This window comes from Novosphingobium sp. BL-A-28-Hi1-0D, from assembly GCF_055521755.1.
The window spans coordinates 2839546-2853824 of record NZ_CM145502.1; the positions used below are offsets into that span (position 1 = coordinate 2839546).

The window sequence follows — 14279 nt, forward strand, 5'->3', positions numbered from 1 at the left end:
TTTTTGCCTAATGACACCGTAGTTGTGACCATGACCAGGGAGGATTTTTTTGAAAAGCATCTGCGTATTGCTCCCGTAGCACTGTCTTTTGCACTTTTCCCATGCCGTTCTTTGGAAGCTCATCAACAAACACAATGCGTCGTGGCTGCTTGAATCGGGCAAGGCGGCCCTGCAGTTCAGCCTTGATTGCGTCTTCGTCGATATATCCGGCCGCGATGGGGACAACAACGCCGACAACGCCTTCTCCCATATCTGGGTGAGCCACCCCAATCACGGCTGATTCCCGAACTTGGGGAAGTTCGTCGAGCGCAGCCTCGACTTCTGCTGGGTAGATGTTGTAACCGCCCGCAATGATCAGATCCTTCGCTCTTCCAACGATTGCGATGTAGCCATCTTGATCGATGACACCGAGATCTCCGGAAATGAAAAAGCCATTCCGGAATTCGGACGCCGTCTTTTCCGGCATGTTCCAATAGCCCTTGAACACGTTGGGGCCTTGGATCTCGATGACACCCACTTCACCTTCAGACATGGCGCTTCCAGTCTCTGGGTCGGCAATGCGAACTGAAACCCCGGGCAGTGGCAAGCCCACCGTTCCGGGCCGACGTTCCCCCTCGTAAGGATTGGATGTGTTCATGTTCGTTTCGGTCATCCCGTACCGTTCAAGGATTACCTGCCCGGTATGTTCGCGAAAGGCGCGATGAATGTCGGCCGACAGCGGTGCCGATCCGGAGATGAAGAGGCGCATATGAGTCGCAAGTTCACGTGTGAACCGCGGTTCTTTCAAAAGGCGAATGTAAAATGTGGGCACGCCCATCATTACGGTGGCGCGGGGGAGGGCAGCGATCACCTGTTCGGCGTCGAAGCTCTCGAGAAAGATCATCTTCGCACCAGCTGCCAACAGCACATTCGTCGCCACGAACAAGCCATGGGTGTGGAATATGGGCAAGGCATGGAGCAGAGTGTCTTCAGAACTGAACTGCCAGTAGTCCCTAAGCGTAAGGCAGTTCGACGCGAGGTTTCCATGGCTGAGCATGGCACCTTTGGACCGCCCGGTCGTTCCTGACGTGTACAGAATGGCTGCAATATCGTCGTCACTAACTTCGCAAGTCTCAAAGTCAATCGGGAGCGCTGACGCGGAGACAGCGAGCGTACCCTCGCCATTTTTGCCGAGCGTTGCAACGTGGGGAACGTCGGCTTTGCTTGCAAGCAAGCGCAGGTCCGGTTCGTCGGCGGGAGCGCAGACAAACAGCTTCGGCGCTGCGTCCTTCAGGAAATAGTCCAGCTCGCCGGCGGTGTAGGCTGTGTTGAGCGGCAAAAAGACCGCGCCGGCACGGAGGCAGCCGAGATAGAGCATCAGCATGTCGAGGCTTTTCGGCGCCTGGATTGCGACGCGATCACCCGTTTCGACGCCTAACGAAAGAAGAAGGTTAGCATAGCGCGCAGACTGCGCTTGTAGGCCGCCGTAAGTCAGTACGGTCCCGTCGCTCGTCAGGGCAAAGGGTGCGTTTGCATCAGCGGGAAATCCGCTCGCCAGCCGGGTGTAGAGGTTTGCCATTGAATTTATCCTTTTGCGGGAGGGCCCGCAGTCGTGCTCAGAAGGTCCTCGAACGGTTTCCCAGTCGCCACCTTGCCCCGTTCAACGAAGGCTTCGTGGTTCTCCTCGAGGCTCGAAAGGTCGTAGAGGTAGTTGACCATCAGACCGCCGCTTTGGCGTAGGCCGTTGACGGACGTATCCGCCGCCCAGTTAAGGCGCTCAAGCCGCGCGCCGTTGCCCAGATGAAAGCGGGCGACGGGATCACGAGGCCTGCCGGCCTTGTCGCGGACTTGCATGAAATACTCGGCCGCGCGCTTGAGAAGGAAGGATCGGCCTTGCGATTGGTCAGTTGCGCCTAAGCCATCCGGGCTGCTCAGCCGGTCAAGGATCATTCGCTCATCGGCAGAACTCGTAGCTTCGCGCAGCCATGTCATGAGGCTTGGGATCGGGGACAGCGTAACGAAGCAATTCAACCCGGGCAGATCGCGCTTCAAGTCCGCCGCCACTTGCTTGATCAGAAAATGCCCAAATGAGATGCCGCCCAGGCCTGGCTGGCAGTTGTTGATGGAATAAAATACCGCAGTCGTCGCCGCCGAAGCTTCGATTGGCGCTCGATTTTCAGACAATATGTCCTGAATGCTGTCTGGGATCGTGGTTGTCAGTCCAACCTCCACGAATATCAGTGGCTCTGCGGGCATCGCGGGATGAAAGAACCCGAAACAGCGCCGGTCAGGTGGGGCAAGCCGCAGGCGCAATTCCGACCAACTGTTGATGTCGTGAACTGCCTCGTAACGGATCAGGCATTCCAGAAGGCTCGCTGGCGAAGACCAATCGATGGACTGCATCGTGAGGAAGCCGCGGTTAAACCAGGACTGCAGGAGATGCTTCAGATCGGCCTCGACCCGTTCAAGGTCGGGCATTTTTCTCGTCAAAGCCAACAGATCAGCGCGCATCCGCACCAGCGCAGCCGTTCCGCCGGGCGCTTGATTTAAGCGGCGGAACAACTCCTGGCGAGGCGCTTCCACCGCATTAAAGAGTGCTGACAAGGCGGCGGAGCCCTCGCTCATGTAGCGCTCCCATGATGCACGTAGGACATCGTTGTCGGGATTGAACTCGGCGGCCAGCATAACGAAGAACTGGCGTTTGTCGGCGGCGTCAAATCGTTCGTAGAGGTTGAGCAAGTCGGTCGCAATCGCAACCCCTGACGCTTCGCCACGGACCGACAACAGTGCAGTAGCTAGGTCAAGCGCGGTATACTTGCCGACGGCTTCAACTGCGGGATGGTCCCGCTCCAGAAATGGGAGAATTCGATGCAGGAGCTTCCGACCGGAAAGTGAAAAACCGCTTCGCAAGTTCGAAAGTGCGCCGAGCGTCTTGCGGACGCCAGCGTTGTCGGAGCTGAGCTCTGCCTTGCCATCCTGCTGCTGTGCGGCGTTCATGTGCGCTCCTAGCGTTGGATTGAGGCCGGCCCAGTCGCCCTTTGTGCGCGAAGGTGCGAACGGTCGTATGCCCCTCACGACCCTCCCGAGGGCAAGCCAAAAGAACCTTCGACGTCGCAGCGAAGCCGTTGCATTTGGCTGCTGCCGCTAGAGTTTAGGCAGTTGCCAATTCCACTAGCGGCAGAGGGCAACGAGACTATTGCCTGCACCCGAATTTTTCGGCGTCGGAGCGGCCAGTTTAGCGGGTCAAGTCAGTCTTCCACGTGGTAGTGAATCAGCGATGGTGCCACCTGGGCGAAATTGGGGACGTCCGCCGCCACAGCCTGGCCCTCCGGAGATCCCATGCCTGCGCCCAATGCCGCTCCGTCTTCGAATTCTGCCTCGAAGATGCAGGCGTAATGTCCGTCACCGGCAAGCGTATCGATGCTGAAACTGTGGCGCATCGCCTTGAGGCCGGGAATCTTGCGAGCTAGCGGCAGATGGGTGGTGACATAATAAGACTTGAAGGCTTCCATGTCGGGCTGCGGAGGATAGAGAACTACTAGCTTCTGCATAATGGGTATCCGTCTACTTGGGTGTTCAGCCAGTTTGGAATTCAACCGAACGACCGGTTCAAATGTCTCAGTTTGCTGCGTCGAGCAGCATGGACTTGCTTTCAAGGTAGCCTCTCAGCCCCTGTTCCCCGCCTTCACGGCCGATACCAGATTGCTTGAAGCCCCCCATCGGCATGGAAAAGTCACTGCGCAATCCGTTCTGGGCGAAAGTGCCGGCCCGCATCTTGCGTCCGATCCGTGCTGCTTCACCTGCATCGTTCGTCAACACGGAGGCGTTCAGGCCATAGACCGAGTCATTGGCGATCCGGATCGCCTGATCGACATCGTCATAGGGGATCAGGCAGAGCACCGGGCCAAAGATCTCTTCCCTCGCGATGGTCATGTCGTTTGTGACGTCCGTAAACAAGGTCGGCTCAAAGAAGACACCGCGGTTGGGCTGCGAAGGTGCCTTTCCGCCAGTGACTAAGGTTGCGCCTTCTGCGACGCCGATTTCGACATAGCGCTGGACCCGCTCAAGCTGACGGCGGGTCGCCAGCGGCCCCATCTGGGTTGTCGGATCGTCTGAATGCCCAATCTTCACGTTCTTCATGGCCGTGGCGATCGCATCTGCGATCCCATCGTAACGATGCCGCGGAACCAGCGCGCGGCTCAACATGGCGCAGACCTGCCCACTCAAGGTCGTGATCGCGCCCGTCAGGATCTGCGCGGCTTCCGTGTCGCTCATGTCATCGAGGACGATGGCCGCCGACTTGCCGCCAAGTTCGAGGCTGCAGCGCCGCACCTGCTCGGCGCATACTTGGGCAATCTGCTTGCCCACAGCAGTCGATCCCGTAAAGGCCACCTTGTCGATCAGCGGGTTTCGCATCAGGTGATCTGCTGCGTCGCGATCGGCAGGCACGAGGTTGATGACGCCGGCCGGGAGACCAGCCTCTTCAGCGCATTCCGCAATGATGAAGGCCTCAATCGGCGTCTCCGGCGAAGGCTTCATCACAATCGTACATCCCGCCACCAGAGCTGGACCCACCTTGTTGGTCATCAGCATGTAAGGGACGTTCCACGGAGTGATGGCTGCAACAACGCCTACAGCCTCGTGGACAATGCGTGCATCGGGGGCCATCGGACTGGTGACCTGCTGTTCGAATTTGAAGGCCCGGCCGTGCAAGATGGCATCGCGCAGGTTTTGTGTACCAATCCCGGCGAAAATCGGAGCCAGAAACGCTAGCGCACCTACCTGAATCGACCAGGCCTCCGCGATCTCGCTTGCACGCCGATCCAAGGCATCCGCCAGCCGCTCGACAGCCGCGACGCGCTCCTCCGGTGAGGTTTCAGCCCAGGGGCCGTTGTCGAACGCCTCACGTGCAGCGGCAACCGCGCGGTCCATGTCGCGGGGGCCGGCGCCTGCCACCTCGAAGACGGCCTCCTCGGAGTCGGGAGAAACAACGACGATCGACTTGCCATCAATAGGCTCAACCCATGCGCCACCGATGAACAGTTTGTTTGGATGCTTCAAATTGACAGTCATCGGTATACCTCTCTTCGCTCCGTGAAGGTCCGTGGCGCTCACTTCGAATTTTCTGAAAACGCCAGGATCGCATTTGCGACTGCTTCGGGGTTTTCGAGCTGCACGGCGTAAGTTCCCTCGACATCCACTACCCGCGCATCGCGCCAGAAACGGGCAAGGTCTGCCGCATCGTCTGCCGTGAGCTTGCCGGACGCTGCGCGAATAATCAGCACAGGGCATTCGACAGCTGCAGCGTGAGGGCGCATGTTGTCACTAAGATGCATGAGACCCTGCGAAACCCGCACGATATCGTAGCGTGCCGACAGCGAGCCGTCGGGGTAGTGTTCAAAGTTGTGCGCGATCCGGTGTTCCAGAGCGTGCTCCGGATCCGGGCTCCACGGCCACCGCGCGCGCATGTAGGCAAGCGCCTCGTCTTTCGATGCAAATCGTTCCGGATGCTCAAGGTTGCTCGCCGCGGTGATCAATACGGACCGCGCCTCCTCCCTCGTCCCGTAGAAATTGCTGCGGTGTGTTGCAGTCAGCAGCAGTTTCTCGACACGCCTCGGATACAGCCCTGCCAAAGCCTGCCCGACGCGGGAGCCTAGTGAATGTCCGAAAACGACAGCACGGTCGATGCCGAGAGCTTCCATAAAAAGTGCGGCATCGTCTGCGTATTCCTCGGCCGAATAGGAGCCGTCGGGGCGACCAGATTGTCCATGACCGCGTTGATCGGGGGCAAAGATATGGAAATTGTCGCCCAGTGCCTCGGCCAACCATTCCCAAATCCTGCCATAGCCGGTCGTCGGATGCAGAAGGAGCAGCGTCGGCCCTTTTCCCGGCCACTCATAATAATGCGTAACCAGACCGTTCGGAAGCTCGACGATCTTCTCGTGCATTTCCCGCGTCATCAGAACTTCCTCGTCATCCAAATGCCAGTGCCTCAGGGCAGCTGCCAACCAGGCGATCTACGTCATTTTCTAGTCAATGCGTTTCGTATGTCGGCCTATATTTCAGGCGGCAGTCTGTCAATCTGATTCAAACCGGTGGAAGGTGCCGGTTTGGCCCCAAGCGGAAGCGACCAGTTCGTCTTCGATATTGATCCAGGACGATGCATCGACAGCTGCACGGCCTCCGAATCGCGGCGTCATCATAGAACACCGAATAGCCGCCGGCCCTTCCGGATCGCCGCCCGGAAGCAGATCGCTGTGCTTGGATCGCACTCTTGGTCCCTTAAAACGAGCATTCCCCATCGAACTGGGCTTCGTAGAGGTTCTGAAAGTAGCTTCAGGATTGCGATGTTGCGATACGCTACGGATAGGTTTATTGAATCTCGATCCTAAGCGGTCGTCTTGGCCAATGGTCTCTGCAGTCTCTAGCCCAGGTCCGGGCGAAGTGCGGGAAAGGCGGTTCCGCACCGGGGCATTAATTCACGGCGTCGCCCGGGGGGGGGCGGCTGTCCTGTGCCGCCGTTCGGTGTCTGTGTGTTGCCTCGAGATTGAATGCGGGAGAGTATATGACCACTGCCTGTTCCATCGACGTCGGCTTCTACGATGATCTCGTTACCTTCATAAATACGCAGGGCGGCGCCATGCATATCTATGATGGCGACGGCTGGAAGGAGGAGTCGATGGCATGGAAGGACGGTGTTTACGTTGCTTCCAATTTGAGCGGTCCTGCTCAGGTCCGGTACAGTGGTTCCCAAGCACTGGAATTGCTGTCCCGCGTGAGTATCAACAGCGTCAAAAACTGGAAGATCGGTGCGTCAAAACATCTGGTAATGCCTGACGAGAATGGGCTGATTGCGAACCACGGGCTCGCGGTGCGCGATGGCGAAGATACGTTCAGAACCTTTGCCTGCATGCCGTGGCCAGCATTCGTGAACCGCACGCTCGGCCTAGACGTCAAGATCGAAGTGAGCCCCATCTTCATTCTCCAGGTCGCCGGACCTTCTTCACTCGCTGTGCTGGAAAGCCTGCTGGGACAATCTGTGCGCGACCTGCCATTCCTTGGCATTGCCAGCACTGCGATCGCTGGAGTGCCGCACGAAGTCGAAATTGAAGTATCGCGCATCGGCATGGCAGGCACGCTTGCTTACGAACTCCGCGGTCCCTTGGAGTTGGGTCCGGCAGCGTTCGATGCAGTCTACCAAGCTGGCAAACCATTCAATATCAAGCGCTGTGGTTGGCGCACCTATCCGGTGAACCATACTGAAGCTGGCTACCCGCAGATGGCTGTAAACTTTATGCCAACCGGGGCCTCGCTGGTCAATCAGGGCCGCGAGCTCGCCGAAGGTGCACCGCGAGCAAAGCGGCCTGTTTCGGGTAGCGTCGATCCCGCAAATCTTAGGGCCCGATTTCGCACGCCATTCGAAGCAAACTGGGGATGGATGGCGAAGTTTGATCACGATTTCATCGGACGCGCTGCCGTTGAGGCAGAAGCGGCTGCACCCCACCGCAAGACTGTCACGCTGCGATGGCACAAGGACGACATCGCCGCAATTTTCGCGTCGCAGTTTGAGCAGGGCGAAGAGTACAAGTTCATCGAGTTTCCCTGTGTTGTGCAGCCCAAGATGGCAGGCGGGCATGCCGACCTCGTGACCAAGGATGGCGCAGAAGTCGGCGTCGCGTCGGCGGGCGTCTATTCCTACTATTACCGCGAACTGCTCTCGCACTGCGTGATTGACATCTCTCAGGCCGAAGAAGGGAACGAGGTCGTCGTCCACTGGGGAGACTTCGGCGGAAAAATCAAGGAAGTGCGAGCGATTGTAAGTCGGTTCCCCTACCAGGATCTCCCCAGCAACAAAGACATTGATGTGAAGGCTGCGCTAGCTTCACTGCCTAGCTGACCGCTCTATTTTTGCGCCGGCCGCACACAAGGAACCTGTACTTGCCTCCTTCAAGGCCAACATTGCCTTCGAGGGGCAGCTTCATGACCCAACCGGCTCGCCTCGGTCGTTCGACGCCAGACCAGCGCCGTGCAGATATCGTCCGTAAGGCGAGCCATCTTTTTCTCGGAGAAGGCTTTGCGGCCACCTCAATGTCAACGGTCGCGCGTGCCATTGGCGGATCCAAAGCAACTCTCTACAGATACTTCCCGACTAAGGCGGCGCTGTTCGCAGCTGTGCTTGAAGCACGGTCTGCGGCCTTCCTGGGGAAAATACACAGTGCCGCGATTTCGGGCGCCACGCCGCGCGTGTTTCTCAGTTCCGTCGGTCTGCATTTGCTTGAAGGGATTTACCACGCTGATGCCATTTCGCTCAGCCGCGTGGTTGTCGGTGACTGCGGGCGTTCACCAGAGATTGGCCGCGTCTTCTTCGAGTTGGGTCCTGATCGCACCAAGGCGCTTATTGTTGACCGGCTCCTCGAATATGCGCGCGCCGGCCTGCTTCATGTAGGAAGTGCTGAGGAAGCGGCTGAAGACTTTTTCGCACTCCTTCGTGGTGAGGCTCACTTCCGTGTCCTCGCTGGCGCACGCGCCGTCCCTGATGATGACGAGGTTATCTATCATGTCGCCCGCGTTGTCGATATGTTGCTTCGCCTTTGGTCAAATGCTGCAGCAGGAGATTCGTCCAAAGTCTTTCGCGATTGATGGAAGCGCGCTTTTCACCACTGCGATGAACGATGGTTCGATCAGTTAGCCGATAGAAGAGTGCAAAAGCAAGGGTGAGCGCATCCGCCGCCGTATCTACAAAACAAGCAAGTAAGCCCGGAAGGACTTGTTCGAATACGTCGAGATGTTCTACAATACGGTGCGCAAGCAGTTCGGGAACGGGATACGGTCACGCGTAGAGTTCGAACGGCAGCTGCTTGTGAGAGCGGAAGGCGTGCAGAAATCTAGGGGCTACTCTGTTATCAATTTGCACTCAGCCGTTTCGAGCTATGCGTCTGGTAGACGTTTTCGAGTAAGCAAGGAGTGCGCAGGCTTGTTGAGCCGGCTGCGCCGATGCTTCTAGAACTCCGCTCACCTTGCTGAAGGCGCAGGTCACCGCAAAGGCTTCGGTCAATGGGGTACCGCTCGGGGTATCGCGAGCTTGCGTTTGTAGTTATCAATAGAATACAGAACGTTAATCCGGATCAAAAGATCCCTCCTCCGCTACCATTTTCAAAAGCATTGTCAGTGTTTTATGCCTCGCTTCAGGGGCTAAAACCATTCACACGGTTTATCGCACGGTTTTGGGCTGTGCGAGACGGTGTGAACACGGTGACCTGGCGGTGTTTCGCTGGTTGTGGAATGGTTGTGTCACACGACTGTTTGCCGTTGGCTGGAATTTTGGGTTTTGACAGTGGTTGCAGCGTGAGAGTGCTGGGTTGAGCTATGCTTGAAGCTGACCGACGTTCTGGACGCTGTGTGGGCTGGATTTCGGGGTTGCTCGGTTAGGATTGGTCGCCAATGGTCGTGTGGCACGACTGATCGCTGTCAGGTCGGGCAGTGATATGCGTCAGCGACAACGATCACGTTCATTCCGACGGTCAGTGCGGCAGATTTGAGGATCACCGCATTTGCTCCTGCTGCCTGCGCTATCAACATTGCATCCTTGCGGGCTTCAAACGCAGCGTCTTTCGCAACCATCTCTCGTCCGTTGCCAAAGACGGTATCGATGAATTGGCACTGCTTTGCCGCTTCCGCGTCAATCACACGAATTCCAATAGGGATGGGTTTGTCGGCTGCGTAAGCCGACGAGCTGAGCAGCAATGTGGATGCCATGATGGAACTCAGCAATTTCATATGATCCCCCAATATCATTCTGGCATGCCAATTTGATGGCAAGATGACTGCCTGCTTGCAACACCGAACTCATCACCCCTTGATCGGTCTGCCTCGGTTTGATCCGGTTGAGAAATAGTCGCGCGACACGACTGTTTGCCGTTGGGCTCAAGTTTGCGCTGCTGGGCCTGCTACAGCGTCCAAATGCTGTCTTGAGCAGCTCACGAAGCTGAAGAGGGTTCTCGACGCTGTATGGGCTATCTCACCCCCAGAAAGTGCCATAAGCTTAAAAGGTCTCCCTAGTCGCAAGGGTCGATTTTGGCTTGTCAGCAGGCAATGCCATCGCTTGGCTATAAAGCGCCTTAGTCATCTTTGAGTTAAATAGCACGTGGACGCCACCGACAGGCACCCACCCCTGAGACATAGCTTTCGCAACTGGAATACGAAGAACCCATTCATCCATGCCGGTACGTTGAACGACAGTATAATCTTGATATTCTGTGTACGAAGGTTTGGACGGAAGTTTTTTTGCAATCGCGTCGGCTAGGGAATTTGCCAACAATTCACGCTCGGCGGCCTTTTCTTCAGCGATCCGCTTCGCCTCTTTCGCAGCAGAAGCCTCTGCCACTCGACGATCTGCGGCGGCCTTTTCCTCTGCCTGCATTTTCTGGTGGTTCTCTACGATCCGCGCCCGCTCTCTCTCGGCCCGTTCCTCGATATTCGCATTATTCAGTGCGGCTAGTGTCACTAAAGCACTGGCAATGTCTTTACTGCTTAGGATGATATCAGCGAGAAAATAAATTTCATTGTCTGCCGCTTCCATCCCAACGATGTCGATTTCCTCTTTTACGGTAGGCAAGTAGCCATCGCGGTTCTTTTTCAGGATCGGCGCTATGATTTTGACCAAATCCCCAAGCCGGTTGTCGTCCATTATACATTCACCTTTTTACGTCGCTCGTTTACGAGTTTGAGCTGATTGACGAGTTTCTCGGAGGTTTCCGAAACGTAAGCCTCGTCGTCCAACGTAGCCACATTTAGCCGAGCAAATTTCAATACCGAAGCGAGCGCATCAAGCTGCTCTTGCTGGCAAACTGAACTTGGCAGCAACAGGACCCTTCTGGCCAATTCTAGAGCTTCGTCGAAAAACTCGCGCCCCGTCAGGTCACCCCCCGAACCAACAAATTCGGCCGATTGCCGCAATTCAGCCAGCAGTTGCTCCTGTCGGTCCGTCTGACCTTGTGTCCCGAAACCCTTGGGATAGGCGAGAAAGGCTTCGAGGTCAGAAACAGCAGTGTCTACTGCTTTCGTTCTCTTGCCTGAGCCGACCATGCCGAGAAGGGTCGAAACCGCTTCCTCCGCCTTAGCAACGGTGTCCTTGTCTGCTGCATAGCAGAGGCTTGCAGCCCATCTCAGACCATTCTTGAGATCGGATGCATTGACGCTTTGCTTCTGCAAGACCTTATCTAAGGAACGACTTGAAAAGGCTCTCTGGGATTTAATTGAAAGATCGAGATATTTCTCAAAGCGAGCTTTGCCCACTGCCTTCGCTAAGCACCCTGATTCCTCGCGTAATTCTGAAATCGAAAACGCCCTATTTACCACCGGTTTGTCCAGCCACCATGTCTCTGGCGCACCGAACAGGCCTTCCTCAAGAAATGATCCGGCCGGAACGGCTGAAACGTTGATCAAGGATAAATCCGTAGGAAAACGGGGGGGCTTTTTCAAAATTATCGGTGCAATATGAGATTTGAGAATTTTATCCGCAGCCTTATCGCTACATCCATCTACAATTCTATTGTAAATTCCATCCGCAACATCGTCATACAGTTCCCTGTAATCAAATCCAACCTTATCGTAGGAAAATATTGCATGGCTCAATTGATTTTTAGACCTGTTTTTGTCGTTATTGCGCTTAATTGATAAGTACAGATTTTCGAATCTTCCTACATTATCCGAGGCAGATTTTTCGATGGGCGTATTTATAAAATCGACGATTAGTTTCAATAAGGCGTCACCCTTTTTATCGCCCTTGGAATATGATTCCAGCAATCTAAAATTAGATTTACGTATTTCATCAATTTCTGCATAAGATAGTTTTTTGACAGACTCTGAGCTTGCTGTATGCGAGCTTTCAATCGATTTTTTGGCGTCAGTTTTGTTAGGAGCCTTATTCGAACTGCCAGATGAATAAGATACGATACTCTTTATAACCAAAAATGCTATTAATATAGCCCAAACCGGCCAGGGGACCTGAGCTAAAAGCCCTAATATAATCGCAAAGAAAATAACAGTTAGTGTGATTTCAAGACCTCTCATTGCCCCCCCCATTGTGCGCCTTCACCTAGGATAACGCTATGCGGTGAGCTTGCAATGATGCAAGTGGTGATATTGGGAAGTCAGCCATTTCAGTCGTGCTCATTGATCGGCACCTGTGAGCCTGATTTCCGGTCGACAGCCCGCCCGCCTGACAGCAAACAGTCGTGTGAAACGACTGATTTGCGATGGGCGCACGACCAAAAACTAGCACGATCCTCCTACTCGACGGCGACCTCAAGCTCTACAAACGACCGGATACGAGGCGCTGGCAAGCGACCTTCAGGCTGAAATCGCGCTGGGTGCGTGTCAGCACGGGCCATCACGACATGGCCGAGGCAATCATCTCGGCCCGCGACCTGTTCTACAAGTTTCGCTACATGGAGCAGCATGGTCTGCCCACGTTGACCAAGAGCTTCAAGACTGTGGCGCTGTGGGCCATAGATAGGATGCGGGAGGAAACTGAGAACGGCGTCGGCAAGAAGTCGTTTCGGGACTACGAAATCGTCATCAACCGCTACCTGATCCCCTATTTCGAAAACATGCCCATCCAGTCGGTCAGATACGAGGAGCTGCTCAAGTTCGGGGCTTGGCGGCGTGAGAAGATGGGCAGGGAGCCAAAAAGCTCGACGTTGAATACCCACAACAGCGCATTGAACCGGGTGTTTGACGAAGCTGTCGTGCGTGGATTGCTGGCCCGCAAGGACGTGCCCGTGTTGATGAACAAGGGCCGCAACGGGCAGCGCAGGCCCGATTTCACCCAAGCCGAATACCAAACCATGCTCGCCAGATTCCCCGCTTGGATCGAGCAGGGCAGGGTGGGTAAATCGCGGCAGATGCGCGAGCTGCTGTTCGATTATGTCGTCATGCTGGCCAACACCGGAATGCGGCATGGCACGGAGACGCAGAACCTCGCATGGCGGCATGTCACTGTGTTCGAGGAAGCTGGCAGGCAATATGTCGAGCTGTCAGTCTCGGGCAAAACTGGCAGGCGTGATCTAATCTGCCGCGAAGGCACCCTTGATGTCCTACGTCGCATTCAAGCCCGCAGTGACGACATTCGTGGGATGAAATTCGAGGCCTTGCTTGCTGCCAAGCTGGACGTACCCTTATTCCGTTTGGACGATGGCACGGTATCGCTGAACCTGCGGCAGACCTTCAAGGCTTTCCTGAAAGATATCGGATTGCTGGAATGTCCGCGCACTGGCCAGCAGCGCACTTTGTACAGCCTGCGGCACACCTATGCCACGCTGGCTCTGCTGAACGATGGCATGGATGTTCACACGCTGGCTCGGCAGATGGGCACCTCAATTATGATGATCGAGCGCCACTACAGCCACCTCACGCCCCGGCTCAGGAAAGATGTGCTGGCGGGAAAGCGGTAATGGAAATCGCCGGATTTCCGGCTTTGTTGGTAAATATATGCATGAGAGCTTTTGAATTTGTCACAATCAAACCACGCAAGCCGCTGACATTGGCGCAGGCCCGGATCGAAGATGGGAAAAAGCGGATCGATCAGGCTAAAGATGCTTTGAAACGCGAGAGAGACAATCAGCGCATCAAGAAAGACAATGAGCAGAGGCGCAAGGCTTTGAACCGGCGCTGACCATTGCAGCTATGCCTCTCGGCTTGGTGAAGAATGTTGCCGGCATATGCCAGAGCAGGTGGACGATTTGACGCCAAAACCGCCGAATTCAGGTCAAATTTCGGGGCCGCCAATTTGAGTAACTCACGATAATTCAGGCGAGAGACTGATTTTCTGCCATTTCCGGTAGGAATGCCAATTCGGCCGACATTACGCTGCCTTGCATCGACAACGACGATGAAAGACCAAGGCAATGTCAAACCTCGCAAAATTCACGCTCAAGACATTCACCAAGCCCGTCCAAACTGATCCTATCCAGAAGCGCCGCGACAAGATCGTTGCCGCCATCGAACAGCAGAAGCTGGCGCTAGCAGCGACATTGAAGGGCGAGACTTTCACCGTGCCTGCCAAGGTCGAAGGCAAACCGGCCAAGGCGGTGCGTTTGTGGTTCATGGCGCAAGACAACGGCTATTATGTGCAGTGCCGGTACGGCGCTCGCCCGTTGCTACTAGATGCCAAGAGCAATGCCGTGTTCGTCAACAAGCTTGAAGAGGTGGCAGCAGTGCTCGCTGCATTCGCCGCTGCCGCCAAAGCCGGTGAGCTTGATGCTGCCATTGCAGCCGTCAGTGATCGCAAGAAGGGCTGA

Annotated in this window: 13 protein-coding genes; 5 read left to right on the forward strand and 8 right to left on the reverse strand. The window is 55.8% G+C overall.

Features of this window, described 5'->3' with window-relative positions; translation table 11 throughout:
• Positions 1-7: 7 nt before the first annotated feature.
• The 5 genes from ACZ1JW_RS13800 to ACZ1JW_RS13820 form a co-directional block, all read right to left on the reverse strand.
• The gene (locus tag ACZ1JW_RS13800) at positions 8-1558 is read right to left on the reverse strand and encodes a malonate--CoA ligase (protein ID WP_465140983.1); all 1551 of its coding nucleotides are present in this window, start codon (positions 1556-1558) and stop codon (positions 8-10) included.
• 5 nt (positions 1559-1563) lie between these two features.
• Positions 1564-2976, reverse strand: coding sequence for a malonyl-CoA decarboxylase (locus ACZ1JW_RS13805; protein ID WP_465140984.1), 1413 nt, complete (start codon positions 2974-2976; stop codon positions 1564-1566).
• Positions 2977-3227: 251 nt separating this feature from the next.
• Positions 3228-3530, reverse strand: a complete 303-nt coding sequence (locus ACZ1JW_RS13810) for an EthD family reductase (protein ID WP_465140985.1) — start codon at positions 3528-3530, stop codon at positions 3228-3230.
• Positions 3531-3597: 67 nt separating this feature from the next.
• Entirely contained in the window at positions 3598-5052 is a 1455-nt protein-coding gene (locus ACZ1JW_RS13815; RefSeq protein WP_465140986.1) for an aldehyde dehydrogenase, read from the reverse strand.
• A gap of 38 nt (positions 5053-5090) precedes the next feature.
• Positions 5091-5960, reverse strand: coding sequence for an alpha/beta fold hydrolase (locus ACZ1JW_RS13820; protein WP_465140987.1), 870 nt, complete (start codon positions 5958-5960; stop codon positions 5091-5093).
• Between the two features lie 584 nt (positions 5961-6544).
• On the opposite strand from ACZ1JW_RS13820, the gene ACZ1JW_RS13825 reads away from it, so the two are divergent.
• Both ACZ1JW_RS13825 and ACZ1JW_RS13830 read left to right on the forward strand, forming a co-directional pair.
• Entirely contained in the window at positions 6545-7876 is a 1332-nt protein-coding gene (locus ACZ1JW_RS13825) for a hypothetical protein (RefSeq protein ID WP_465140988.1), read from the forward strand.
• An 83-nt stretch (positions 7877-7959) separates the two neighbouring features.
• Positions 7960-8619 (forward strand): TetR/AcrR family transcriptional regulator, encoded by a 660-nt coding sequence (locus ACZ1JW_RS13830; RefSeq protein ID WP_465140989.1) that lies wholly within the window; start codon positions 7960-7962, stop codon positions 8617-8619.
• 828 nt (positions 8620-9447) lie between these two features.
• Here ACZ1JW_RS13830 and ACZ1JW_RS13835 read toward each other — a convergent pair.
• The 3 genes from ACZ1JW_RS13835 to ACZ1JW_RS13845 form a co-directional block, all read right to left on the reverse strand.
• On the reverse strand, positions 9448-9756 hold the full coding sequence (locus tag ACZ1JW_RS13835; RefSeq protein ID WP_465140990.1) for a hypothetical protein: 309 nt from the start codon (positions 9754-9756) through the stop codon (positions 9448-9450).
• A 265-nt stretch (positions 9757-10021) separates the two neighbouring features.
• A complete protein-coding gene (locus ACZ1JW_RS13840; protein ID WP_465140991.1) occupies positions 10022-10666 on the reverse strand; it encodes a hypothetical protein in 645 nt (214 codons plus the stop codon).
• A complete protein-coding gene (locus ACZ1JW_RS13845) occupies positions 10666-12051 on the reverse strand; it encodes a hypothetical protein (RefSeq protein WP_465140992.1) in 1386 nt (461 codons plus the stop codon). Before ACZ1JW_RS13845 ends, ACZ1JW_RS13840 begins: the two co-directional genes overlap by 1 nt.
• A gap of 326 nt (positions 12052-12377) precedes the next feature.
• On the opposite strand from ACZ1JW_RS13845, the gene ACZ1JW_RS13850 reads away from it, so the two are divergent.
• From ACZ1JW_RS13850 to ACZ1JW_RS13860, 3 genes are all read left to right on the forward strand, one after another.
• Positions 12378-13433, forward strand: a complete 1056-nt coding sequence (locus ACZ1JW_RS13850; protein WP_465140993.1) for a tyrosine-type recombinase/integrase — start codon at positions 12378-12380, stop codon at positions 13431-13433.
• Positions 13433-13654, forward strand: coding sequence for a hypothetical protein (locus ACZ1JW_RS13855; protein ID WP_465140994.1), 222 nt, complete (start codon positions 13433-13435; stop codon positions 13652-13654). The genes ACZ1JW_RS13850 and ACZ1JW_RS13855 overlap by 1 nt, the downstream gene beginning before the upstream one ends.
• 232 nt (positions 13655-13886) lie before the next feature.
• Positions 13887-14279: a hypothetical protein gene (locus ACZ1JW_RS13860; protein ID WP_465140995.1), complete on the forward strand. Its 393-nt coding sequence runs from the start codon at positions 13887-13889 to the stop codon at positions 14277-14279.